The organism is Actinokineospora globicatena, assembly GCF_024171945.1.
GTDB classification, from domain to species: domain Bacteria; phylum Actinomycetota; class Actinomycetes; order Mycobacteriales; family Pseudonocardiaceae; genus Actinokineospora; species Actinokineospora globicatena.
In genome coordinates, this window is record NZ_JAMTCR010000002.1 from 2,335,531 (window position 1) to 2,360,034 (window position 24,504).

Genomic DNA, 24,504 nt, shown 5'->3' on the forward strand with positions numbered 1-24,504 from the left:
AACAACTCCAACATCTTTCGGTGGAATCGGGTGAACTCCCACCTGTCCAGCGATGTCGGCGGCGTGACGGCGACGGAGTGTGTACGCGATGTCCGGGGTCTTGGGTAGAGCTACTCGGCGGAACCTGGCCGATGCGTTTCCGGGCAACGGGAACTCGTCGGCCGTCGTGCTGGTATGTCCATAAAGGACATATGGCTACCTTGATCGATGCGACAGTGCGCATCGGTGGGTCCGCTCGGGGTGTACCGCGGCCTGGAGAGGTCAGGCAGGCTCGGAGTCCCGGAGGTAAGCGAGGACGGCGAGGACTCGGCGGTGGCCCTCGGTGGCTGGGGGGAGGTCGAGTTTGGTGAGGATGGAGGCGATGTGCTTGGCCACGGCGGCGTCGGTGACGACCAGGGTGGTGCCGATGGCGGCGTTCGAGCGGCCCTCGGCCATCAGGGCGAGGACCTCGCGCTCGCGGCCGGTGAGGCGGTGGATGGGTTGGTTGGTCTGCGACACGAGGGTGCGCACGACCTCCGGGTCGATGGCGGTGCCGCCGTCGGCGACCCGGACCACGGCGTCGACGAACTGGGCCACGTCGCCGACGCGGTCCTTGAGCAGGTAGCCGATGCCCACGCCGCCGCCGGTGTCGAGCAGGTCGGCGGCGGAGGACTGCTCGACGTACTGGCTCAGCACCAGCACCGGGAGCCCCGGCCAGGTCCGCCGCAGCGCCAGCGCCGCGCGCATGCCCTCGTCGGTGAACGTCGGCGGCATCCGCACGTCGGTCAGCACGATGTCCAACTCGTCCGCGTGCACGGCGGCCAGCAGCGAGTCGGGGTCGCCGACCGAAGCGACGACGGTGTGCCCGAAGCGCTCCAGCACCCCGACCAGGCCCTCGCGCAGCAGCACGGCGTCGTCGGCGACGGCTATCCGGAGTCGTCGGTCTGGCACGGTATCCCCACTCGCAGCGTGGTCGGCCCACCGACCGGACTGGACACCACCAGTGTGCCGTCGACCACGGCCAGCCGGTCGGCCAGCCCCTGCAGCCCGGAGCCGCGACTGATGTCCGCGCCGCCGACCCCGTCGTCGGACACCTCCACCACCAGCGAGCCGCCGCGCACCTCGCCCCGCACCGAGCACTGGGTGGCCCCGCTGTGCTTGACGACGTTGGTGAGCGCCTCCGACACCGCGTAGTAGACGGCGGTCTCGATGGTGGCGGACAGCCGGCCACCCAGCCGCAGGTCGACCTTGACCGGCACCTCCGAGTGCCCGGCGACGTCCTGCACCGCGGCGGCCAACCCCCGGTCGGTGAGCACCTTCGGGTGAATGCCGCGGATCAGCTCCCGCAGCTCGGCCAGCGCCCCGGTCGCGAGGTCGTGCGCGTCGCGCAGGTCGGTGGCCAGCGCGGACCCGGGCGGCAGGTCGAGCCGCGCCAGACCCAGCTTCATGGTCAGCGTCACCAACCGCTGCTGCGCGCCGTCGTGCAGGTCCCGTTCGATGCGCCGCCGCTCGGCCTCGAACGCGTCGACCAACCGCGCGCGGGACCGCACGACCTCACCGAGCACCCGGTCCTGCGGGAAGAGGATCGCGCGCGCCATCGCGGCGCGTGCCCCGACCCACGCGGTCATCGGGTAAGCGGACACGAGTAAGAGCAGTGCCCCGAACGGGCACAGCCAGATCGCCAGCCAGGTCGGCGCGGTGGGTTGCAGTGGCGCGCTGAGCATGAACAGCGGCACGCCCAGCGAGAAGACCAGGACCCCGAGGTCTATCCACCACAGCGCCAACATCGAGGCCACCACGTAGCTGAGCTGCCTGGGTGCCAGCCGTCTGCGGATCTGGATGCGCGTGGCCAACTCCGCGTCGACCAACCGCAGCCGCCACAGCTCGAACGGCAACCCGATGAGCCGCATGAAGATGACCATGAGCACCGCGGCGAGGGCGACCACCACGACATCGGGCACGTCGAGCTTGAAGATCAGCAGGAGTGGGATCGTCAGCACCGCGGCGCCCGAGACAGCACTCAGCGCCAGGTACGACAACGACCGCCACGGCCACCCCGAAGCCAGGAGCTTCAGCGGGCCGCGCGTGATGGCCGAGAGGGCGTCGTGGCGCGGAGAGGACGGGAACACGGGGTCCAGCGTAGGCGGGATATCCCGGCCGGGCAGTAGTGCTAGGTATAGTCCCAACACTAGTGCTAGGGCGATTGTCGCAGGTCAGCGTCCACGCTTTCCTTGTCGCATGCCAACACCAGACACCGTGCGGCTCCGATCGGTCAGCAAGGTCTACGGCTCAGCACCCCGCTCGGTCACCGCGCTCGACAGCGTGACGACCGAGTTCCCGGCGGGTTCCTTCACCGCCGTGATGGGCCCCTCCGGTTCGGGGAAGTCCACGCTGCTGCACTGCGCCGCCGGGCTGGACCGCCCGACCGGCGGCGAGGTCCTGCTCGGCGGCACCGACCTCGGCGGCCTCGACGAGACCAAGCTGACCGAGCTGCGCCGCGAGCGGATCGGGTTCGTCTTCCAGTCCTACAACCTCGTCTCCGCGTTGACCGCCGCCCAGAACGTGGCGTTGCCCTTGCGCCTGGCCGGGCGTCGGCCGCGACCGAGCGAGGTCGACGGCGCGCTCGCCGAGGTCGGTCTCGGAGCCAGGGGTACGCACCTGCCCAGTGAGATGTCCGGCGGCGAGCAGCAGCGGGTCGCCCTGGCCAGGGCACTGGTCACCAGGCCAGCGGCGGTGTTCGCGGACGAGCCGACCGGCGCGTTGGACTCCAAGACTTCCCGCGACGTGCTCACGCTGCTCCGCGGCGTCGTCGACCGGCACCGGCAGACGGTCGTCATGGTGACCCACGACCCGGTCGCCGCCTCTTACGCCGACCGCGTGCTGCTCATGGTGGACGGGCGGATCACCGAGGAGCTGACCGGTTCGTTGACCGCCGAGTCCATCGCGACGGCGAACCGCAGGGGGACGTCGTGCTGAGTATCGCCTCTATCAAGAGCCGTTGGACCAGTTTCATCGGCACCTTCGTCGCGGTCTTCCTCGGCGTCGCGATCCTGTCGATGACCGGCTTGGTGTTGCTGTCCGCCCACCCCACGGTCCCTGAGCGCTATCGCGACACCCCGGTGTTCGCCCAGAGCCCCACGGTCGACCAACAAGACAGCATGTTCACCGACGGCAAGCCGTGGTCGGCGGCCAAGGCCGGGGACCTGGTCGTGGCGTTCGAGCAGATCCCCGGTGTGGCGCGGGCGATCCCCGACCGCACCTTCTACGCCCAGCCGGTCTTGGGCGGTGACCCGGTGACGGATGTCGATCAGGGCTACCCGTGGTCGGCCGCGGAGCTGGCGCCGTACCGCCTCGCGTCTGGATCGCCTCCGCATCAGGCCGACGATGTCGTCGTGCCCGAGACCTTGGGCGTAAGCGCGGGGACAACGCTGACGATGCTCACCGCGGCCGGGCCAGCTCAGTACCGGGTCGTCGGCACCGTTGACGGTCCAGGTATCTACCTCAGCGACAGCGAGGCGGCCCGGATGTCGCCCGGAGTCCGGGCGATCGGCCTGCGACTAGACCCAGGTGCGGATCAGGACGCGGTCCAAGCGGGGGCGCGGACGGCTCTCGGTGCGGACGGGCAGGTGTTAGCCGGGGCGGCCAGGGCCGAGCTCGAGCCGATGGCCGACCAGCGGGTGCGGTGGATCGGTGACCAGGTGCTGACCGGTCTCGGCAGCCTCAGCGCGTTCGTCTCGATGTTCGTCGTGGCGTCCACCTTCGCGTTCGTCGTCGCCCAGCGGCGCCGAGAGCTCGGGTTGCTGCGCGCGATCGGGGCGACACCCCGTCAGGTCCGCCGAGTGCTCTTCGGTGAGGCGCTCGCGATCGCGGTGGTCGCTGGATTGCTCGGGTCGGTGCTGGGCGGGGTCTTGGCGCCGGTGCTGGGCGATCTGTTGATCAGCGCGGGGCTCGAGCCGAGGACCTTCGTCGTCGAGACCCAGCTCTTGGCGCTCGCGGGTGCGTTCGTCGTCGGGCTGCTGGTCGCGATGGCCGGGGTCTGGGCAGCGGGTCGCCGCGCGGCGCGGATCCGTCCACTGGAGGCGCTGCGCGAGGCCACCGTGGACTCGACGCCGATGACCAAGGGCCGCTGGTGGGCCGGGGGAGTGTGCAGCGGGATCGGGTTGCTGCTCATCGGGCTCACCGTGCTGGGTGATCCGGAGGACATGACCACGAACTCGCTCTACGCGGCGATGGCGTTGATCGTCGGCAGCACCTTGCTCGCACCGGTGGTCATCCCGCCCGTCGTCCGACTGCTCACCGCTCCGCTGGCCAGCAGCGCGGTGGGGATGATCGTCCGGGGGAGCGCGCTGACGGCCGTGCGCCGCACCGCGTCGACCGCGGCACCCGTGCTGCTCACGGTCGGGCTGGCGGTCCTCATCTCCGGGATGGTCGAGACATCGATGGGCGGCTACGCGGCAGCGCGGGAACTCGCGACCCGGGCCGTGGCCATCGTCATCCCCAACGGGACGCCGGGTCTCTCCGACCAAGCCGCCACCGCCTCGCCAGGTGCCGCGCTCCTGCCCACCGAGCTCTACACCGACGACCGCAGGCACTTCCCCGCCACCGGCATCGACCCCGCGGCCTTCGCCCAGGCCAACACCAAGCTCGACAACGCGCTGGACGGCCTCGTCGGCCCGGACACGGCCGCGATCACGGCGTCCGCGGCCAGCCAACTCGGCGTGCGGGCAGGCGACACCACCCGACTGACCTTTGAGGACGGTCTACTGGTCACCCTCCGAGTGGTGGCAGTGCTCCCCAACAGCGCCGCACCCACCCCGATCCTGCTACCCCGCAAGACAGTCCGCGACCACGCCCCCACCGCCCTCACCGCCGCGGTCCACGTCCTCGGCTCACCACCCACCACCGCACCCCTCGGCGCACAAGCCCTGGACCGAGCCGCCTACGCCGCCAGCGCCGACGCCGACGAAGACCGCCTGGTCCGCATCTTCGTCGCACTCCTGGTGATCGTCGCCCTCGGCTACACCGCCCTCTCCATCGCCAACACCCTCCTCATGGCCACCGCCTCCCGCATCACCGACTTCACCACCCTCCGCCGCGCAGGCGCCACCCGCCGCCAAGTAACCCTCACCGCCGCAGCCGAATCCGCCCTATCCGTAACCATCGGCGCGACCCTAGGTTTCCTCATCGCCCTACTAGCCCTCTACGCCAACGCCACCGGCCTATCCCACCACCTAGGCACCCCCCTCTCCCTCTCCATCCCCTGGCAAGTCCCCTTAACCGCCATAACCCTCAGCCTCGCCCTAGCCCTCACCGCCACCACCCTCCCCATCCACCTCTCCCTCCGCCACCGCCCCCTCACCTAGCCCCCGCCAACTGGCATTACTCGCCTCGCCTCTCGGTAGTTGGGTGCTTCGCTGCGCCCAACTGCCCTGGCGAGTCCGACAGCTGAAGAGGGCGATCCAGAGTGGGCAAAGAGGCATAGTCCGTTGGCTGCAGCGATGGCGAAAGCGAAAGAGTCGGATGGGAAACCGGTTGTCGGGCGTGGGTGTTCTCGAGGAGTCACGCGCAAGGCAACTCCACACTGGCGATCGCTTGCTCATCGCTAAACCGCACTCTGAATAGTCTTCGGCACCCGCTTGTCATCGTTGTTTCGCTCACTCGGCTTGCGGAGGGGATCTCGGTATCCCTTGGGGACGCGGACCACCCGTTTGCGAGCTGGTTCCGCTTGGCGTGACCGGGTATCGGATGCATCATCGAGGGTGTGGACGACTCGGTGCGAGTTCCTGGATGACGGGACCTGCGGCGCTCGGGCGGCCGGACGTGGTCCTGCTGGCGGCGACCACGAACAAGCTGCTCAAGCCGTTCGAGGCGGTCGTGCTGTTGCTGCAGGCGACGAACCTCGTCATGAGCGCCGTCAACGACCGGTACCGCCCGGGTGCGATCTGGATCGTCGTGGTGCTGGGGATCGTGCACTTGGCGCTGGCGGTGTTGGTGCTGTACCAGCGCGGGCCGTTGACCCGTGGGCACGCATGGACGTTCACCTGGATCGCCATGATCTTCGTGGTCCAGCTCGCTTTGGCGCACCTGCTCGCGCCCGGGGACTTCGCGTCCTACGGCAACGGTGTGCCGTTGGGCAACTACGCCCTCATCCCGCTCACGGTCTTCGCGTTCTACCCGTGGGGCGGGTTCCGCAGCTCGCGGCAGCGGTGGGCCATCGAGTGCGGGTTGGTCGTGGCGGTCGCGCTGCACCCGCTGCTGATCATCGGACTGCTTCGCCGCTGGGATCTCACCACGATGCACCTGCGCAGCGTGGCCCTCTACGCGGTGTGGGCAGTGGTGTGGTTCCTGGTGGGCAAGGGGATCGCCTGGCTGTGCCGGATCGCGGTGCAGGTGGAGAAGGAGGCCCTGACCCGGAGCTACGAGGCGGCACTCGGCGACTTCCACTCACACGTCGAGAGCGCCGCGCGTCGCATCGACTCCGGACAGGACCCGCGCGAAGTGGGGCGTGAACTCCGCGAGACCACCTACCAGCGACGCCGACAGCTCTTGCTGCAAGAGCACAACGCGGGAGCGGTCGACATCGTCAAGAACGCGGTGCGGCTGCACGGCGACCAGCTGACCCTGTTGTCGTCTCCTGAGATGGGCGCCTTGACCATCCCGCGCGAGCAGGCGATCGTCCTGGAACAGGGGCTGGCCGACCTGCTCAAGAACGTCGTCGACCACGGCGGTGGCGCCGTAGACCTCAAGTTCGCGCTGCACGGCGCCACCATGGTCTTCGACGTCACCGACCGCGGACCGGGGCTGGCGCCCGGGACGTTCGCCGATCCGGCGAGCAACATGCAACGCCTGCGCGCCTCACTCGTGGCCCTCGGTGGTGACCTGGTCCTGCGAGAACCCGGCCCCGAGGGCGGTGCGGCACTGCGCCTGACACTGCCCCTGCGAGCGGACAGGTGAGCGGGATGCGCGTGCTGCTGGTCGAGGACGAGGGCGTGGCGGCGCAGATGGCGGTCACCGAGCTCCGCGATGCACTGCCGTGCGAGGTGACCGTGGTGCCCGACCCGGTGGAAGCGCTGACTCGCCTGCACCGCGAGCGTTTCGACATCGCTGTCGTGGACATGCTCTACCAAGCGCACTCGGTGGAGTTCGAGCGGCGCAGGCGGCTGGGCTCGGTTCGGCTCACCGACCCGCGGCTGCACCTGAGCGGCTTGGCGGTGTTGCACGCGGCTCGCACGGCCACCCCAGAGGTCCGGACGGTCTTGTGGACCAACGGCGAGTCCAACCGGCGGCTGCACATGCTGTTCGCTCGCGAACAGCTCGGCTGCCGGGTCATGTGCCCGAAGGACGCTGTGGGCAAGCTCGTCACGGCGGTCCGTGCGGCCGTTGACGAGCAGGACCACGTCGACCCCGTGCTGAGGATGTACTTCCCGCCAGCGAACGCGCCGACCCTGGCCGAGACGTTCTTCACCTCCAGCACGAGACTGGCGGTGTGGCGCGCGATGGCGCTCGGGGTGCACGAGCACGCCGCCATCGGCAAGATCGTCGGGGTCACCGCGGGTACCGTCCGCCGCGGCATGGACGCGATCCGCGCCAAGCTGGTGGCCTTCGACCCCGGTTGCACCGAGGACGGCCCACCCACCGCCGAGGTCGTCCGCTACGCGAGCCAGAACTGGCAGTTCTTCCTCGACGACACCGTTCGGGGGTTCCACCGGTGACCGCGCCAAGCCGCTGGTACACCGGTTCCTGGTTGCCCCACGGCCTGCTCGCTGGGTTGATCGTGATCTGGGTCGTGCTCGCGGCGACGGTGCCCGCGGCCAACAGCAGGCAGTTGACCATCGACGTGTCCTGTTCGTCCGGCAACCCACCCGTAGGGGTGTGGGTGGAGTCCAGCACTGGCGGGTCCTGGTGGGCCGACCCGGGAGAGCCGGGGACGGGCGTGGCCCGCCGGTACGTGTTCCAGCAGGAGTTCAGCGGGCCGTACCGCGTCAACGTGGGTTGTGGTGGCACGGCGGGGGCCTGGGGGATCTCCGTCTCCTCGGTGGACGCCACACAACCGTTCCGGTGCTTGGTGTGCGAGGACCGCCGCACCACGGGCGGCCGGTGCGAGGACCAGTTCGCCGGGTAGCGGGCGGCATCCACATTTGTCCGTTCTCCCCGGGCTCGGGTCCGACCAGAGTCAGTGGTGCAGGTGGCGCGACCCGCGCCACCGAAACCACGAGGAGTCCGACGTCATGAAGACCTTGACCCGCGTCCTGGGCACGGCGGCGGCGACCGCGGCGCTCGCGCTCATCGCGCCGACGGCCGACGCCACACCGGTCCGCTCCGACGGCGAGAGCACGGTGCAGTACGCGACCATGCTGGTCCAGTCGGGTGCGGCGGCCCGCAACGCCCCCTATCTCAACAACACCTTCCTCGGTTGGGTCACCGCCGACCCCGGCTCCAACCACCAGGTGTCCTGGGTCGACTGCTGGAAGGACGGCGACTGGGCCACCGGCAACTACTCCAGCAACCGCTGGTTCAAGGCGTACGTGACCCACACCGGTGGCGCGACGCAGTGGGCGTTCGTCCACTCCTCCTACGTCACCAACCAGTCGGCCGTGCGGGGCTGCTGACTCGTCGCCTGGTCCGCGGGGTGGCCCTGCGGACCAGGCCTCAGCACTCGAGCCGGAACCAACGCCAAGTACGGCAACGAACACCTGCTGATGGCCGGGCCGAATGGGCAGGTTTGGTTGCACGTAAGGGCAAATCGGTGCGGCCGGATGATGTCTGTTGGGCTTGGTGGGGCGGACGTACGCTCGGGGGTGGGGTATGTGGACGGGTGGTGGCGATGGACAGGGTTCAGGTCAAGCCGGAGCGTGGGGTTGTAGGTAGTGGGGGGAGGCGGGGGGAGGGGCGATTACCCGGGGTGCGGCCGGGGGAGGCGTTGCGGTTGCAGGGGTTGGTGGGGAATGCCGCTGTGGCTCGGATGGTGGTGCAGCGGGTGGGGGAGAAGAAGCCGCTGGATGAGGTTTTGGCGGGGACTGACGCGGGCTTGTTGCGGGAGCACCGGCCGTTCGGGGCGATCTCGGTGGAGCAGGGGCGGAAGATCTGCCGGTTGGTGCTCGACCACAGCTTCCTCTGGGTTGGGCGGGACGAGGAGATCACGCTGGAGTCGGCTTGGCGGGCGATGTACCCGTACCGGGATTCGTTGGGGGAGCAGGACTGGGCGCTGTGGAAGGAGTGCGCGGAGCACGGTGCGGAGATCAAGTACGTCCCGTGGATGAACGACCTGCGGACCGGGTTCGCCGACCGGGTGCGGGAGCGGGCGGTGGGCAACGTCGAGGCGAACGTGCGGGCCATCGAGGGGGAGGCGAAGCGGCTCGGGGTGGCGCTCGACGGGGGGCCAGCCACGGCGACGGCGGAGAGCGACGCGGCTATCGCTGAGCAGAAGCAGTTGGCGCAGCAGATCAAGGACGCGCAGGCGCGGCTGGGGGCGTTGCGCAAGTTGAACGTCGGCTACGGGCCGCCGCAGCCTGGGGCCGAGCGCGACGGTGACAACTCGCCGGTTGGTGGGTCGACGGTCCCGGTGCCGAAACCGTTGGTGACGTTCGACCCGGAGCGCCCACCCGCGGCGCGGTCGACGCCGGACCCCGCGCCAGAGCTGGGAATCGCGAACTACGAGGCCGTCCTCGCGGTACACACCGAACTCACCCAGGTCACCGCGCGCATCCTCAACAAGAACCCCGCCCTGTACGCCCTAGCGGCCCGCGGCGGCACGGATCCGTTGCTACAACAGGACACCAACTCCGCGCGCAAAGCCCTTACCGCCGCACTGAAAGACATCCTCGCCAACGCCGCCACGACCAAAGGTGACATCCAGTCCCGCGCGCTCGACTTCGCCGAGATGACGCCCGTGCACCGGCAAGTCCTCGCCGCGGATCCCTCCTACCAGAAGCTCTTCCCGCAGAAGCTCGCCGCCGACCACGTCCAGGAACACGCCGAGGACGCCGCCGCGGGCAGCAAGTTGGTCGGCTTGGTGACGTTGGCGCTCATCGTCGCCGTCGAGGTCGGGTCGGTGGGGACCGCGACCCCGGTGGTGGCGGCGGTCATCAGCCTGGCGTCGTCGGCCGGGACGGCGGCGGCCAGCTGGAACGACTGGGCCAAGCTGGAAACGGCCGCGAAGTCGACGGTCACCGACGAGAACTCCGTTGTCACCCAAGGACAAGCCGACGACGCGATGCTCAGCGCACTGATGGCGACCGCGATGGCGCTGGTCGACGTCTACGGGCTGGGCAAGGCGGCGCGCGCGTCGACGCAGGCAGTCAAGGCGTTGGAAGCCAAGGTCGCGGATGCGGTGGCGCTCAAGGGCATCGCGCGCGGTGCGACGGTCGGCGCGAAGGAGGCGATCGAGCGGTCGGTCACCTCGCTGGGACCGGCCGCGACCGTGCGCAACGTGGGCAGCTGGCAGAAGATCCTCAGCGCGGTCGGCCCCGAGTCGGCGGCGATGGGCAAGATCGTGGCCTGGCGCGACGGCGTGTTCCGCTCCGCCGAGGAGATCGCGATGAAGGCGACCGGGGCTAGCCGCGAGGAGTTGGCGCGGGCGGCGTTGGCGACGGCGAGCGGCATCGGCCAGGCCGCGGTCGGCGAGGCGTTGGACGCGGTCATCGAGATCATCGGCGGCGGCGAGTCGTCCACGGAGGGGCACATCGGAGTGGGCGGCAAGGTGGCCGAGGTGTCCATCGAGGCCGCGGCGGCCAGGGTCCCGAAGGTCGCGGCGCGCACCGTGCAGCGGGTCGTCGAGGTGGTGAACGTGCCCTACTCGGAGCTCAAGCTCGCGACCATGTCCTCCGCCGAGTTCGAGCACGTCATCCGCTACGGCGTCGCGTCCGGGTACTTCGCCGCGCACGGCCTGCCCCGGATGACGGTCATCGACGCGAAGCTGCACGGCGGCGGGCACGGCTACGACGGCCTCGGGGTGTCCAAGCAGGGTGACCTGATCAAGCTGTACAACCTGGAGTGCAAGCACGTCGCGGGCGACTCGAACCACATCCCCACGCTCGGCGCCACGGCCTTCGGCACCCAGGGCGGTCTGCGCTGGAGCGACGCCAAGGCCGCGACGCTCCTCTCGGCCGACAACCCGTTCGCCGAGGACACCTACGACGCGCTGCAGAAGGCCGTGAAGCGCAGGCTCGGTCCCGGCATCCCGTTCTCCGACCACGCGCTCCAGGAGTCGCTGGGCGGGGCGCTGCGCTCGGCGGAGTTCAACCTCTTCCTCCCGGTGTGGGCGCAGACCGAGCACATCGTGGCCCAGATGCGCGGCCTGGCCCGCTCCGGCGTCAAGGTCGGCACCCTGTTCCGCATCGCCCCACGCAAACGGTGACACCGCCGCGTCCACAACCCCCGCGGTTGTCCACAGCCCCGCCTCGGACCGTGCTCCCCATGTGTGCCGACAACTAGGCTGGATTCGGGGGCTGCTCGGTCGGCCTGCACGACATCGGGCAGGGGTTCTACGAGCGGCGCAAGAGGTCGCCCAGACCGTGTTCGAGCAGGTGGTAGGCGTGTTCGGTGGCCACGACCGCGTCGGCGTGGATGGTGTCGAGGGGGTCGCCCGCCATGACCCGGTGGGTGTTCTCGGTGACGAGGACGCGGTGCGTGCCGTGGATCTGGGCGGCGACCAGCCGGGCGACCAGCTCGGGTGTGCCCTCGTCGACCAGTGCCTGGACCAGCAGCCGCAGGCAGTCCTGGTGGTACTGCGCCTCGCGGTGGGCCAGTTCGGGGGTGACGTCGATGAGCCGGTTGAGCCGCAGGACGTCGGGGTCGTCGGTGAGCCCGGTCGACGGGCGGCGCTCGGCCAGGCCCGCCAGGTGGTGGTCGCGCAGGGCGGCGTGCGGGCTTTGCCCCGGCGGGCGGGCGCGGACGACGTCGGCGGGTTCGTGGACGTGCGGCCGCCGGGCGATCTCGAGCACCAGGTCCGCCTTGAGGGAGAAGTAGTTGAACAGGGTCTTCTTGGAGACGTTGGCCGCCTCGGCGATCGCGGCGCAGGACGCGCCCTCGAAGCCGTGCGCCTCGAACAGGGTCAGCGCGGCCGCCGAGAGCTGGCGCCGCGTCGTGTCCTTCTTCCGCTCGCGCAGGCCCGGGTGATCATCCACGAGCTGACCCTACACCAGGGTGATTTCTCATCCCACTAAATAAGTACACCCGGTGCAAGTTTCCCTGCTAGCGTCGGCCCGGTGATGATCTCCCTGCTCCGGCGGTGGGCCCGGCCGGTCGCCCTGGTCGCCGCGGTGCACCTGGTGCAGGCGCTGGCGTTGCTGCACCTGCCGACGCTCAACGCCGACGTGATCGACAACGGCGTGCTCACCGGCGACACCGGGTACGTCCTGGGCCGCGGCGCGCTGATGCTGGTGGCGACCGTGGTGCAGGCGACCTGCGCGGCGGTCGCGGTGTACCTGGGCGCCCGGGTCGGCATGGGCGTGGGCGCCGACCTGCGCGCCGCCACGTTCACCCACGTCCAGCGGTTCTCGGCGCGCGAGTTCAGCCGGTTCGGGACGCCGTCGCTGATCACGCGCACGACCAACGACGTCCAGCAGGTGCAGGTCCTGGTGTTCACCACCCTGTCCGCCCTGCTCAGCGCGCCTTTGCTGGCGGTGGGCGGCGTCGTGCTCGCGAGCAGGCTCGACGTGCCGCTGTCGGGGGTGCTGCTGGTGGCCATCCCGGTCGCGGCGGCGGCGATGGTCCTGATCATCCGGCGGATGACGCCGCCGTCGCGGTTGACGCAGGTCCGCACGGACGCGGTCAACCGGGTGCTGCGCGAGCAGATCACCGGCGTGCGGGTCATCCGGGCGTTCGTCCGCGACGCGCACGAGCGGCGCCGGTTCGCCGGGGCCAACGGCGACCTGATGGCGGTGGCGCTGCGGCTGGGCCGGTTGCAGGCGTTCTCCGGGGCGTCCGCGCTGCTGGTGATCAACCTGGCGGCGATCGCGGTGGTCGCGTTCGGCGGTCCGCGCGTGCTCGGCGGGGACCTGCGGGTGGGCGCGCTGGTCGCGTTCCTCGGCTACCTGGCGCAGATCCTGATGTCGGTCATGGTCGCGATGACGGTCTTCGAGATGCTGCCGCGCGCCCGGGTCAGCATGGACCGGATCACCGAGGTGCTGGCCACGCAGCCGAGCGTTCCCGAGCCAGGCAAGCGCGTTTACCCGTCTGGGCCGGGGGATTTGGACGTCCGGGGGGTGAGTTTCGGCTATCCCGGGGCTGAGAATGCGGCTGTGCGCGGGGTCGATCTCGTCGCTAGACCTGGCCAGACGACGGCGATCGTTGGGTCTACCGGTGCCGGTAAGACGACCTTGGTGAACCTGCTGGCTCGGCTTATCGACGTGGACAGCGGTTCGGTGTCAGTCAACGGGGTGGACGTACGGCAGCTTGACAGGGTTGTCCTGTCGCGCCTGATTGGCCTTGTGCCGCAGCGGTCCTACCTGTTCTCGGGGACCATCGCGTCGAACCTGCGCTACGGCTCCCCTGACGCTACCGACGACGAGCTGTGGCACGCACTAGAGGTCGCCCAGGCTCGCGACTTCGTGGCCGCTATGCCTGAAGGTCTGGACACACCGGTCGCGCAGGGCGGTACCACTGTCTCCGGTGGTCAACGTCAACGGCTGGCGATAGCTCGGGCACTTGTCGGCCGACATCAGATCTACCTGTTCGACGACGCGTTCTCGGCGCTAGATGCTGCAACCGACGCCGCACTACGGGCTGCGTTAGCCAGAGAGATAGGCGACGCGACGGTGGTGGTGGTCGCGCAACGGCTGTCCTCGATCCGCTCGGCCGACCGCATCGTGGTGCTCGGCGCGGGGCTGGTGGAGGCGGTTGGGACCCACGCGGAGCTGTCGCGGATCAGCCCGACGTACCAGGAGATCCTGCGGTCACAGGGGGAGAAGTGAGCGACTTCCGTGCGACGGTGGTGCGGTTGCTCGGCGCGATGCGGCCGGATCGCCCGCGCGTGATCGGGGTCGTGGCGGCCGGGGTGGCTGGGCTGGGGCTGACGATCACGGTCCCGGTGCTGCTGGGGTCGGCGACCGACGCTGCCTTGGGTGGAGATCTCGTTGGTATGGCACGGCTTCTCGCGGTGGCCGGGGCCTTGTCGGCCGGGTCGTGGGGGTGCCTGGTCGTGCAGGGGCGGCTGATCGCGACGGTGGCGCAGCGGCTGGCGTACCGGCTGCGGGAGCGGGCCAGTGCGAAGCTGAGCCGGGTGCCGGTCGGCTACCTCGACACGCAGCCGCGGGGTGACCTGCTGTCGCGGGCGACCAACGACATCGAGAACGTCACGCAGACCGTGCAGCACATCACCTTCCGGGTCGTGGCGTCGCTGATCAACGCCGTCGGCGCGCTGGTCGTGATGCTGCTGATCTCGCCGCTGCTGTCCGCGGTGCTGCTGGTGACGATGCCCGCCGCGGTGCTGCTGACCAGGGTGATCGGCAGGCGCGCGCAGCCCGGGTTCGACGAGCAGTGGGCGGCGACCGGGCAGCTGAGCGGTCAGGTCGAGCAGGTGTACACGGGGCATGAGGTCGTTACCGCTTTCGGGCGTCACCCGGAGGCGGGGCAGGACTTCGCCGAGCACCACGAGAGGGTGCGGGCGGCGAGCGTTCGGGCCGAGTTCACCGCGGGCCTCATCGGACCGGCGGTTGCCTTCCTCGGGAACATCAACTACCTGGTGGTGGCGGTCCTCGGCGCGGTGCGGGTGACGGCGGGGGCGCTGACCATCGGCGACGTCCAGGCGTTCCTGCACTACGTCACGCAGGTCAACCAACCGGTGACCACGTTCGGGTTCCTCGCGGGCCGCATCCAGTCCGCCATCGCGTCCGCCGCCCGGGTCTTCGACCTGCTCGACGCCGAGGAACAGACCCCGGACCCGCCCCGCTCTCCGGTGCGGTCCACCGGCGCGATCGAGTTCCGGGAGGTGACGTTCGGCTACGGGGAACCGTTGCTGCGCGGCCTGTCCATCACCGTCCAACCAGGACAGGCGGTCGCGGTCGTCGGGCCGACCGGGGCGGGCAAGTCGACGCTGGTGAACCTGCTGCTGCGGTTCTACGACCCCGACAGCGGCGCGATCCTGCTCGACGGCACCAACACCCGCACCATGTCCCGCGACGACCTGCGCTCCGCCATCACCGTCGTACCGCAGGACACCTGGCTGTTCCACGGCACCATCGCCGACAACATCGGCTACGGCCGCCCCGACGCCGACCCCGCTGCCATCGTCACCGCCGCCCGCACCGTGCACGCCGACCACCTGATCCGCACCCTGCCCGCGGGCTACGACACGGTGATCGACGACTCCAGCCTGTCCACCGGCGAACGCCAACTGATCACCCTGGCCCGCGCGTCACTGGCCCGCTCCACGGTCCTGGTCCTCGACGAGGCGACCAGCTCGGTCGACACCCGCACGGAGGTCCTGGTCCAACAAGCCATGACCACCCTCCGCCGCGACCGCACCACCTTCGTCATCGCCCACCGCCTCTCCACCATCCGCTCCGCCGACCTCATCCTGGTCATGGAAGACGGCGCGGTGGTCGAACAGGGCACCCATGCCGAACTACTTGCGGCCGACGGCCCCTACACCCGCCTGTGCGCCGCCCAATTCGCCCCCTCGCAGCTCAACGGAAAACCCGCCGAGCAACCACCACCGCCGCGATGATCAGCGCCACAAAGGGAATGGCGGGGATCAGCGCTAAAACTCGACCGCCAATGGTGAGAAGAAGCACGATCGCCACACTGCCGAATACCGCCATGACAACAAGCAACTTGGCCGCCTGTCGACTGGCCCGTTCGTCAACCATGTTCCCCCTTGTCGACAGGTCCGCGGGAACTCAGACGCGGTGGAGGGTGATGACGGGGATGGTTCGTGTGGTGCCTGCTTGGTAGTCGCCATAGCCGGGGGCGAGGGCGGTTGCCTTGGCGAAGAGGTCGTCCCGTTCGGCTGGTGGGGCGATGTCCGCGCGGGCCGGGTACTCCTCGGTGCCGATCTCGACGGTTACCTGCGGGTTCTTGCGGATGTTGTGGTACCACGCCGGGTGGGTGTCGGCGCCGCCCTTCGACCCGATGATGACCGTCTTGCCGTCGATCTCGAGGTACACCAGCGGAACGGTGTGCTCCTTGCCGCTCTTCGCACCGGTCGTAGTCAGCAGGACCATGGTGGCCCCGGCGAACATGCCGCCCACTTTTCCGTCGTTCGCGCGGAATTCCGCGATGATCTCCCGGTTGAACGCCGCCGGGTCGAACTGCTGTTCCTCGCTCATGAAATCCTTTCGTTGACTCTTCGAATACCAGAGAACAAGACGGAAGCTGCGGCGATGCTCAGCCGGTGGGGACCGAGAGGCCGAGGAGGCTCTCGGTGGTCCCGTCCTCGGCCGTGAGTTCGTTGAGCGCCTTGACGATGCGGCCCTCTTCGAAGATGAAGTGCGATTCGAGGATCGCGGTCAACCCGTCCAACTCGCCGCGCACCCGTCGTGCCTCGGCTTCGTCCGGCGAGTCGGATATGCCGTTGATCAGCCGCTCGAGGCTCAGCACGATCGAGCTCACCATCTGGTGGTCTTCTTCGAGCTTGACGATGATCGGCCGGAGATCTGGGAAGTCCTTCGCCAGCACCGGAAACGCCCCCGCGTCCTCACCGGTGTGATGCTTGGTCAGCGCCGTGCAGAACGACAGGCAGTGCGCCTTCAACTCCCGCGGCCGCTCGCCCCGCCCATCGAGATAGGCCCCAACATCACCCCGGAGTTGCGCGAGCTCTTCCCGAAGCCACTGGTGAATCCGAACCAGTTCATCCCCAAACGCCACAAGCCGTGCCCCCGGAGTACTCATAACCCCTAACCTTACCGACCCCGCCACCCCATTAACGGCCACAGCGGAACCCTCACCACTGTGAGCGCATCGTGCCGCCCTGTGCTGATCCGGTGGTGACCCGCCCATTGGCTGTGGATGGGGTGGTGTTCGGTGTTCTCGACGTGTGGTCGGTCGCGATGTGGCAGTCTTGCGCGGCGGCGTTCGGGGGAACGTCGCCGGGCTGATCTGACCGCCGTGGGGGACGTGTTGCGACAGTGTCGTGCGAGGGGATCGGGGGCTCAGGTGCCGCCGAGCGTTGATACCCGAGCCACCGGCTCATGACGCGCAGGCGCAGCGGCACGTCCCACCATGACGGGTCGAGCACGCCGGGCCCGGTCGGTTCCGGCGGCTCTGGCGTCACGACGGGCACGGGCCTGGACCCCGACGCCCTGGACTCCGTGGGGCGCCGCTTCTCCGGCCGGGCAGGGCAGATCCGCGACAGCGTCGGCGGCAGGCTGAACATCGGCGCGTCGTCGCAGAGCGCGGGGGTGTTCGGTCAGGTCGCGATGGTCAAGGCTGACGAGGCCATTCGCACCGCTCGCGAAGGCGTGGCCCGTGCGGCCACTTCGGCGGAGACCAGTGGCCAGAAGGTCAAGGACACCGCCCAGGCGGCTCGGGGCGCCGACCAGTCGAACGCGACCGACCTCCGCCAGTCCGGCGATGGCCTGGGCAAGTCCGCTCCCCGCCCGTCCGGGAGTGCGGGCACTGCAGCTCCGCGCACCTCAGGGACCCCAGCGTCCACACCGTCCCGCGCCCCGACCACCGCAGGCCCGCGTTCCGACACCCCTGGGTCCCCTCCCCGCCCATCGCGCTCGCCGAGCGTGCCCGACGGCGCGAGTGCTCCGCGTTCGGGGACGCCGACCACACGGGATGTCCGGAGCGCTCCAGCCGCGCACTCACCTGGTTCGCCCTCTGCTCCCACATCAGCGCCGGGAGCGCGGGGGACGCCCACCCCACCCGCCGCCTCCCCCGGCCTGTCCGGATCCCGACCGGCGTCGTCGTCCAGCTGGCAGGGCTCGACCCCGAGCACGCCGCCAGGGCCACCCACAGGACGTCCAAGTGGTCCGCCTACCACGCCCGTGCAGGGCCAGCCCGGCCACGCGCCACCTCTGCGGGCACCCGGTCAGCAGGGCCGCCAGCCTGCACAGGGACCTGGCTCACCCGGGCAAGGCGGCGGCACTCCGTCCCAAGGACAGGGCTCGCCGCGAGCCGGTCAGCGGCAAGGGCACGGCGCACCGCACCCTGGTCGACAGGGCCCAGCGCCCGGTTCGCCGCAGCCGGACCGCGCCCAGTCCCACCAGCGCGCACACAGTCCACCAGGGCCGAGCCAGCCGCAACGGGGTCTCCCGCGACCTGGGCACGGCGTACCCGAGTCGGGCACACCAGGCGAACGCCCGCGGCAGGCAGCAGGCATACCGCCCCAGCCGGGCCTGCCGCGGGACCAGCGCCCCATAGGCCCGCCCCAGCCGTATGGCCCTCCGCCCCGAGCGGGTAACGCTCCGCCGCAGGGCCATCGTCAGCCCCAGCCGGGCGCGGGATCGTCCCACCGGGGGCCCACGCCTGGTCCGCCGCGACCGGGCGCCGGTCCGCTACCGGGCGCGCACCCGCCGATCGATCCGGCCGCCGCGCGGCCGGACCCGACGGGTCCCCACCAGGGCCACACGCCAGCGCGGCGGGAGCAGGTAGCGCCGAACCCAGGGGCCGAACCGCGTCGTCCGGAGCGCCACGGCTGGCCGGAGCAGGGGCACGACCGACGCGACCCGAACACCACCGACGAGCCGCGCACCAGTGGCGACCCCAACCGGAGCCAGGACGCAGCCCGAGACCGGACTTCGGGCCAAGACCCGACCGGCAACAGGGGCCAGCGCGGGGCCGATCCGGACCTGACGACCGATCCGGGGCCCACGCCCGACGAGCGCAGGGACGCCGCGGACGCGCAGGACGCCGACGACGCCACCTACACCTTCCTGCTGATGTGCGGCGAGTACGGCCCGGACAGGGGTGGCGTCACGGTCTTCAACCGGGCGCTCGCCGAGGCGCTGGCCGACGCCGGGCACAGCGTGGTCGTGCGGATCGGCGAGGACGCCGCCCGCTACGCGGACGCCCAGCGGCCCAACCTGCGGATCCTCGGTCCACGGGACCTGCCGGACGCACCCGATTCGCGCACACTGCTCGGCACAGCGGACGATCCCGACGACATGCCCGACAACGTCGACTTCGTCATCGGGCACACGCGCTTCTCCGGCCCGGCCGCCGCGGCGACCCGGGACACCAGGTTCCCGGACGCGAAGCTGATCCACTTCGTCCACATGGTGCCCGAGGCCCTCGGTCGGGTGAAGGCGGACGATGACCCGAGAGACCTGGCCGCGGGCATCGTGAACCACGCCATCGAGCGCGACCTGGTGGCGAACGCGGACCTCGCGGTCGGCGTCGGACCAGCCATCGCCGAGAACGTGCGGGAGATGGTCGAGCAGGCCAGGGCGGCGGGAGCACCGGTGGTGACGAAGGGGGTGCACGAGCTGATCCCCGGGATGGAGTTCGTGGACCGCAGACCACGCTCCATCGAGGGACGTCCGATGGAGGTGCTCCTGTTCGGCCGGGCCGACGTCGGCCAGAAGGGCGCCAAGGAGGCGGCGCGAGTGGTCGGTAGGTTGCAGCGCGCAGGGGTCCCCGTCAGGTTGACCGTACGCGGTGTGCCTGCGGCACAGGCGGCGAATCAGCAGAGAGTGCTCTCCGACATCGCCAAGGCCGATGTCGAGGTCCGCCCGTTCACGACGGACCGCGCCGACCTCCACACCGACTTGGACGGGGCCGATGTGATGGTCATGACCTCGCGCGCCGAGGGTTTCGGGCTCACCGCCCAGGAGGCCGCCGGGGCGGGGGTGCCCGTCGTGGTCCCGTCCAGCAGCGGCTTCGGCCGCTGGCTCGGCGACGAGTTCTCGGCGGCCAACGCCGGGCCGAGCATCGTGGAGCAGGGCTTCGAGGACCGGGTGCCGGAAGACCGCTGGTTGGAGGCGCTGAAGGATGTGGCGGACGATTACGACGACGCGCAGAACCGCGCCCTGGCGTTGCAGCAGGAGTTCAGGGACCAGGATGTCACGTGGTCCGGCACCGTGCGGAAGTTGATCGAGGCCCTTGGGAGGCTGTGATGTCCGGTGATGAACTCGCGGACCGCTACGCGCGGTTGCGGCGGGCTGCTGCGGCGTTGCTCGAGGTGACGGCGGTTGCCGAGGTGTCTGTGGTGCACCAGCGGAAGTTGGATGGTCTGGCGGCGGCGCTGGCGGAGTCCGGGGCCGCGGGTGCCACCACCAGGGAGCTTGTCGATCCCAGCCTGCACCTGCTGTGCTCGCGGAACTACCAGGGCGGTGCGCCCGATGGTGCGCCGCGCCCGTTCGCGGGCGAGGCACAGGGTATTCGGGAGAGCCTGGCCCTCGACGACGCGACTGAGGAGCCACCCGGGGAATGGCCCGATGTGTGGGACCCGGCGTTGACGGAGGTGCAGGCCATGGTGGTGGGGACGCTGCTGCGGGAGTTGGCGGCGCGGCTGGTGGCCACGGGCGATCCTGGTGGTCGGGAGTTGGCGGTCGTGGTGGGGGAGTTGGCCGACGAGGTGCTGGCGCCGACGTTCGTCGGGGCGCAGCGATGAGCGGCGGGCGGCCGCTGGTGGTCTATTCCGGGCGCAGCGACCTCATGCAGCATGGTGCGCACGAATCCGCGTTGATGGTGCGCGGCATCGGGCCGGAGCGCGCGGTGCGCATGATCGTGAACGGCGCGCCGCCGGAGACGGTGCGGGCGGCCCGGCGGTTGCTGTCGCAGGTCGCCGGACGTGCGGTTGAGGTGCGCCCGTACTCCGCGGACAAGGCGGCGCAGCGCGAGTTGGTCCGCGCGGCGGACATGGTCATCGTGCCCGCGCACGCGGAGAACGTCGGCATGACCGCGCTGGACGCGATCATGGCGGACGTGCCGGTGCTGGTGCCGGACACCTGCGGGGTGGGCAACTTCCTGGCCAGGAGCGGCCGGGTCGACCCGCGGTTGGCCGAGCACTCGGTGATCCGGCGCGCCGAGGGGGAGGACATGGCGCCGATCGGGCGATGGGTAGCCGGACTCGCGGCGGTTGTGGACGACCCGCGGACGGCCCGGCGGCGGGCGGCGGAACTGCGCGAGGCGGTGGTGACCGCGCTGCGGACGCTGCAGAGCGCGGGTCAGTCGGCAGGCGATCTGATCAAGTCCATCATGACCGTGCGCGAGGAGAAGTGATGACCGACGACTTGGCGGCGCGGTACGAAGTCCTTCGGGCGGCCGCGGCCGATGTGGTCCACCACCAAACGCCGCACGACCCCCCGGTGCCGTACACGGCGGAGCTGGATGAGTTGTACCGGTTGCTGTTGGCTGATCAGGGTTCGGCCACGCAGGTGGGGACATCGGCGGGCCCTGTCGATCCGACGCGGTTCAGCCTGGCGTTCACCGACTTCCGGGACGACGGGTCGTCGGCCCCTTATGGTTTGGTGGAGTTGGCGGCTCAGCTTCGCGAGGACCTCGCGGGTGATCGCGGTCTCGGCGAGCACGCGCCGGGCGAGCCGGATCGAGATGTGCACTTGTCGCAGGTGCGGGCGTTGGTGATCGGTCAACTCCTCGAAGAGGTGGCGGGGCGACTTGCTCCGGGGCCCGCCGTCGGCATGGCGGAAGCGGGTCGTGGCCTCGCCGAGCTGGCGACCAAACTCTCCGAGCAGCTGATCAACATGACCTCCGTGTGACCTCCGTCGGGTCCTCATGAGACGGAACGACCGGCAGGGGTTCGCCATGCGCATTGGGATCATCGGCGGTGTGGCCGTTCTCCTCGAGGAGGGACCGGGCCGGACCGCGCATATCGCGGCGGACGCCCCGGTGGCCGGGCAGGTCGTCACGCTGCCGGACGGGCGGCGGGTCAAGCGGCTACCGCTGAGCGAGTTCGAGTCCACGTTCACCTCGAGCATACTGCCGTCCAAAATGGATGCGCTCGGGTTCGACCCAAGAATGGGATTCCTGGCCGAGGAACCCGTCCGGCAGATCCGCACGGAGGTCCCGAACGGCCACGCGGTGGCCGATTTCGCCTCGGTGCTAACGGAACCCGCCGCGGGCACCGAGCCGGGCACGGCCCCGCTCGACGTGGTCCCCGGTTTCGAGCGCGCGCTTCTCGCGGCCATGCCGGAGGGGTACCAACGGCTGCTGGTCGACTGCGAGGCCACGGGGCCGCGGATGAAGATCGCGGGCATCGTCCAGGGTGTGGACGGCCACATCCGGTACTGGTCGCCGCCCGCCATGATCGGTCAGTGGTTGCACCGGCAGCGGATGCGGGACTACCACCCCACCCGGGGGACGTGGTGGCGCGCGCAGTTCGAGGTGCGCCAAGGCGTCCTGGCGAAGATCACCTACCTCGTCGAGCCCGTGGACTTGGCGACCGACGCGGACGCCGAGGCCGAGCTGCGCACGCTTCCCCGCAGCGCGGCCGCCACCCCGGATTGGCTGCTCGCGGCGGCCGTGCGCGGTGCGCAGGTCCGTACCGCGCGGCGGGCCGAGCAGGCGCTTGCCGGACCGCCGGAACCGGTCCGGTTGTTCGACGGAGTGGACGACGAGGGGCGGCCGACGTGGTACCGGCCGGTGCTCGGGGCGCTGGAACGCGAGGCCGTGCTGGCCTACCTGGAGGGCGCGCCACTCGTGCTGTCCGCCAGCGGCAAGAATCGGGACGCGCTGGGCACCGAGGACGTGGTGCCGATGGGCTTCCACACCGACGGCCGGTTCGTCTGGCCGAGCGCGGTGGCGTACTACCTGCGGGCACATGGGGTCCCGCCGGTCCTGCCGCTGGTGGAGTGGATCAGGGCGGCGCGGTACCGGCTGCCGGACGGCGTCGCGACCATCACGATGGACCGGGCGGCGGCATCGGTCGTCGGCCGCCCGTGGGACGAGTCCGAAGTGGAGGCCAAAGCGCGCCGGGCGCTGGGGCTGGTGGAGGCGGTGGTCATCGACAAGCGGATCAACCCCCGGTACTACAGCCTGTTCGCCGAGCGAGAAGACGCCTGGTGCCTGATCCGCGACGGAGACCGATACCGCGTCCAGTGGTCGTCGAACCAGTCAAGCGCGGTCCGCTTCAACAACATCCAACAGGCCGCCGCTTACCTAGCAGGTCAGCTATCCGCCACCGCCGCCACCCTCAAGCTCAACCCAAGCGACAAGCCCCCACCACCCCCGCCCGCCCTGCCGAAAGGCCACAACCCCCGCGAGAACGCCCCCTTCACCGCCGAGACCTACCTGAACGAGGACTACCGCCCAACCCCTGACCCCGGCATGGACATCCCGACCAACCATATCGACAACTTTCGCCACCATAAGGTTCCCCACCAGAACCACCCCAGGCCCCCATGGACTCCCCAAACATCGGCCCCACGGAACGGCCTCTAAATGATCAGATATCTCACCAACCACTAAGAATTCCAGAGACAAAGCCTCCCAGCAGACAACCGTGTCCACCGCATTCGGGTTCCGGAGGCGAACCCTCCCAGATAACCAAACGCCCCCACCACACTTAAGGGTCCGAGGCGAAGACTCCCGGACACAGTCAAACGTGCCCACTCACTCGGCGGTCCGGAGGCAAAGCCTCCCAGACGGGCCTGGGGTCGCACCCCAGAAAAACAACGAGCGACCCAGTTCGCGCTTTTCGCGAAACACAGGTCACCCAGAGTGAGTGCCCCCGGCGCGGCTCGTACAGCATCCACACGAAACCGTATCCGCCGTGAGCTGCTGGTTTCCGCCGCCGTCGAGGTCGTTCGGCGTCGTCGCCGGTCAGGCGGTGGTGCCTCATGAACTCGGAGAAGATCGTCACCGGGTTGACCCTGGTGCAGGCCGATAGACTGGCCTGCGTTGTGTGTGGAGCCGACTACCTCTGGGTTCACGTTGCGCATGTTCCGGCTGGCCGGTCGGGAACTGGCTCGCAGGTCGTCGCTTGCGTAAGCTGCCGCCCGGATGATCAGCATAGCGAGGCCGGAGGTGTGCTGTGGTGAGCGTCACCACGAATCCGGCTCGGCGGGATCGCTCGCTGTGAGCGCAGGGCGCCTGCATCGCGTGGGTCGCGCTTGGCGCGCCGAACGCCTCGCACCGGCATGGTCAGGAGATCACGTCATGGTTCGGCGTGGGCCAGACCAGGGCGGCGATCGGTCCGCTGATAGTGGACGGCTTGCTGACTACGGCCACGGTCGAGTTGTGGAAGACCGGGGCAGTGGCTGGTGGGCGACGTGGATGGCGTTCGTGTTCGGCATATGCCTGTCGCTGTGCGCCAACGTCGTGGCCGCCCCGGAGTGAACGTATTCGCCGTCACGGTTGCCGCGTGCCCGCCGCTGGCGCTGCTGCTGGCGGTCGGCTGCCCAACCGTGCGCTTAAGCGGCACCGCGCCGAGACCGCGAGCAAGACCAGTACCGAGCCGTGCGAGACCGGCGACGAGACGGCTCCGGTGATGCGTCTCGTGGTGGTCCCAGGCGAGTCTCGCCAGGTGGAGCTGACCGCTCGAAGGGCCGCATGCCGACCGGCGCGGAGTTGGACCGGATCGCGGGCACGAACAACTATGGTCGTGTCTTGCGCAGGCGGCAGGAAGTTGGACGGCCCCCAGCGTCGTCCGAGGTCAGTCACCCCTGCCGCCTACAGCAG

At 70.0% G+C, this 24,504-nt stretch carries 22 protein-coding genes; 16 read left to right on the plus strand and 6 right to left on the minus strand.

The window, feature by feature from the left end; all coding sequences use genetic code 11:
* Positions 1 to 261 precede the first annotated feature (261 nt).
* Together LV79_RS10540 and LV79_RS34380 are read right to left on the minus strand one after the other, a co-directional pair.
* Positions 262 to 930: a response regulator gene (locus LV79_RS10540; protein ID WP_253834568.1), complete on the minus strand. Its 669-nt coding sequence runs from the start codon at positions 928 to 930 to the stop codon at positions 262 to 264.
* Positions 906 to 2,108 carry a sensor histidine kinase gene (locus LV79_RS34380; RefSeq protein WP_253834569.1) on the minus strand — a complete coding sequence of 401 codons (1,203 nt, stop codon included), beginning with the start codon at positions 2,106 to 2,108 and terminating at the stop codon, positions 906 to 908. The genes LV79_RS10540 and LV79_RS34380 overlap by 25 nt, the downstream gene beginning before the upstream one ends.
* Before the next feature lie 109 nt (positions 2,109 to 2,217).
* Here LV79_RS34380 and LV79_RS10550 point away from each other — a divergent pair, with 109 nt between their 5' ends.
* From LV79_RS10550 to LV79_RS10580, 7 genes are all read left to right on the plus strand, one after another.
* Complete coding sequence (locus LV79_RS10550; RefSeq protein ID WP_253834570.1) at positions 2,218 to 2,955, plus strand: ABC transporter ATP-binding protein; 738 nt, start codon at positions 2,218 to 2,220, stop codon at positions 2,953 to 2,955.
* Positions 2,949 to 5,342, plus strand: coding sequence for an ABC transporter permease (locus tag LV79_RS10555; RefSeq protein ID WP_253834572.1), 2,394 nt, complete (start codon positions 2,949 to 2,951; stop codon positions 5,340 to 5,342). The genes LV79_RS10550 and LV79_RS10555 overlap by 7 nt, the downstream gene beginning before the upstream one ends.
* A gap of 424 nt (positions 5,343 to 5,766) precedes the next feature.
* Positions 5,767 to 6,933, plus strand: a complete 1,167-nt coding sequence (locus LV79_RS10560) for a sensor histidine kinase (RefSeq protein ID WP_253834574.1) — start codon at positions 5,767 to 5,769, stop codon at positions 6,931 to 6,933.
* Between the two features lie 5 nt (positions 6,934 to 6,938).
* Positions 6,939 to 7,691, plus strand: coding sequence for a response regulator (locus LV79_RS10565; RefSeq protein ID WP_253834576.1), 753 nt, complete (start codon positions 6,939 to 6,941; stop codon positions 7,689 to 7,691).
* Complete coding sequence (locus LV79_RS10570) at positions 7,688 to 8,101, plus strand: hypothetical protein (RefSeq protein ID WP_253834578.1); 414 nt, start codon at positions 7,688 to 7,690, stop codon at positions 8,099 to 8,101. The genes LV79_RS10565 and LV79_RS10570 overlap by 4 nt, the downstream gene beginning before the upstream one ends.
* A gap of 106 nt (positions 8,102 to 8,207) precedes the next feature.
* Complete coding sequence (locus LV79_RS10575) at positions 8,208 to 8,588, plus strand: hypothetical protein (RefSeq protein ID WP_253834580.1); 381 nt, start codon at positions 8,208 to 8,210, stop codon at positions 8,586 to 8,588.
* 344 nt (positions 8,589 to 8,932) lie between these two features.
* Positions 8,933 to 11,335: a hypothetical protein gene (locus tag LV79_RS10580; protein WP_253834582.1), complete on the plus strand. Its 2,403-nt coding sequence runs from the start codon at positions 8,933 to 8,935 to the stop codon at positions 11,333 to 11,335.
* A 127-nt stretch (positions 11,336 to 11,462) separates the two neighbouring features.
* On the opposite strand, the gene LV79_RS10585 is transcribed toward LV79_RS10580, so the two are convergent.
* A complete protein-coding gene (locus LV79_RS10585) occupies positions 11,463 to 12,104 on the minus strand; it encodes a TetR/AcrR family transcriptional regulator (RefSeq protein WP_253834583.1) in 642 nt (213 codons plus the stop codon).
* Between the two features lie 84 nt (positions 12,105 to 12,188).
* Between LV79_RS10585 and LV79_RS10590 the strand changes: the two genes are divergently transcribed.
* Positions 12,189 to 13,892 (plus strand): ABC transporter ATP-binding protein, encoded by a 1,704-nt coding sequence (locus tag LV79_RS10590; protein ID WP_301320965.1) that lies wholly within the window; start codon positions 12,189 to 12,191, stop codon positions 13,890 to 13,892.
* Complete coding sequence (locus LV79_RS10595) at positions 13,889 to 15,646, plus strand: ABC transporter ATP-binding protein (RefSeq protein WP_253834585.1); 1,758 nt, start codon at positions 13,889 to 13,891, stop codon at positions 15,644 to 15,646. The genes LV79_RS10590 and LV79_RS10595 overlap by 4 nt, the downstream gene beginning before the upstream one ends.
* Here the strand turns inward: LV79_RS10595 and LV79_RS10600 are convergent.
* The 3 genes from LV79_RS10600 to LV79_RS10610 are packed head-to-tail and all read right to left on the minus strand — an operon-like array spanning position 15,606 to position 16,809.
* On the minus strand, positions 15,606 to 15,788 hold the full coding sequence (locus tag LV79_RS10600) for a hypothetical protein (RefSeq protein ID WP_253834587.1): 183 nt from the start codon (positions 15,786 to 15,788) through the stop codon (positions 15,606 to 15,608). The genes LV79_RS10595 and LV79_RS10600 overlap by 41 nt on opposite strands.
* A gap of 30 nt (positions 15,789 to 15,818) precedes the next feature.
* Positions 15,819 to 16,247, minus strand: coding sequence for a nitroreductase family deazaflavin-dependent oxidoreductase (locus LV79_RS10605; RefSeq protein WP_253834589.1), 429 nt, complete (start codon positions 16,245 to 16,247; stop codon positions 15,819 to 15,821).
* A 58-nt stretch (positions 16,248 to 16,305) separates the two neighbouring features.
* Positions 16,306 to 16,809, minus strand: coding sequence for a hemerythrin domain-containing protein (locus tag LV79_RS10610; RefSeq protein WP_253834591.1), 504 nt, complete (start codon positions 16,807 to 16,809; stop codon positions 16,306 to 16,308).
* A 1,080-nt stretch (positions 16,810 to 17,889) separates the two neighbouring features.
* On the opposite strand from LV79_RS10610, the gene LV79_RS10615 reads away from it, so the two are divergent.
* The 7 genes from LV79_RS10615 to LV79_RS34385 all read left to right on the plus strand — a co-directional run bounded on the left by LV79_RS10615 (position 17,890) and on the right by LV79_RS34385 (position 24,162).
* Complete coding sequence (locus LV79_RS10615; protein WP_253834593.1) at positions 17,890 to 18,285, plus strand: hypothetical protein; 396 nt, start codon at positions 17,890 to 17,892, stop codon at positions 18,283 to 18,285.
* Positions 18,286 to 18,803: 518 nt separating this feature from the next.
* Positions 18,804 to 19,979, plus strand: a complete 1,176-nt coding sequence (locus tag LV79_RS10620) for a glycosyltransferase family 4 protein (protein WP_253834595.1) — start codon at positions 18,804 to 18,806, stop codon at positions 19,977 to 19,979.
* Positions 19,979 to 20,476, plus strand: a complete 498-nt coding sequence (locus LV79_RS10625) for a hypothetical protein (protein WP_253834597.1) — start codon at positions 19,979 to 19,981, stop codon at positions 20,474 to 20,476. The genes LV79_RS10620 and LV79_RS10625 overlap by 1 nt, the downstream gene beginning before the upstream one ends.
* On the plus strand, positions 20,473 to 21,087 hold the full coding sequence (locus LV79_RS10630; protein ID WP_253834599.1) for a glycosyltransferase: 615 nt from the start codon (positions 20,473 to 20,475) through the stop codon (positions 21,085 to 21,087). The genes LV79_RS10625 and LV79_RS10630 overlap by 4 nt, the downstream gene beginning before the upstream one ends.
* On the plus strand, positions 21,087 to 21,584 hold the full coding sequence (locus tag LV79_RS10635; RefSeq protein WP_253834601.1) for a hypothetical protein: 498 nt from the start codon (positions 21,087 to 21,089) through the stop codon (positions 21,582 to 21,584). Before LV79_RS10630 ends, LV79_RS10635 begins: the two co-directional genes overlap by 1 nt.
* A 46-nt stretch (positions 21,585 to 21,630) precedes the next feature.
* Entirely contained in the window at positions 21,631 to 23,265 is a 1,635-nt protein-coding gene (locus LV79_RS10640) for a hypothetical protein (RefSeq protein WP_253834603.1), read from the plus strand.
* A gap of 717 nt (positions 23,266 to 23,982) precedes the next feature.
* Complete coding sequence (locus LV79_RS34385) at positions 23,983 to 24,162, plus strand: hypothetical protein (protein ID WP_308208932.1); 180 nt, start codon at positions 23,983 to 23,985, stop codon at positions 24,160 to 24,162.
* The last annotated feature ends 342 nt before the right edge of the window (positions 24,163 to 24,504 follow it).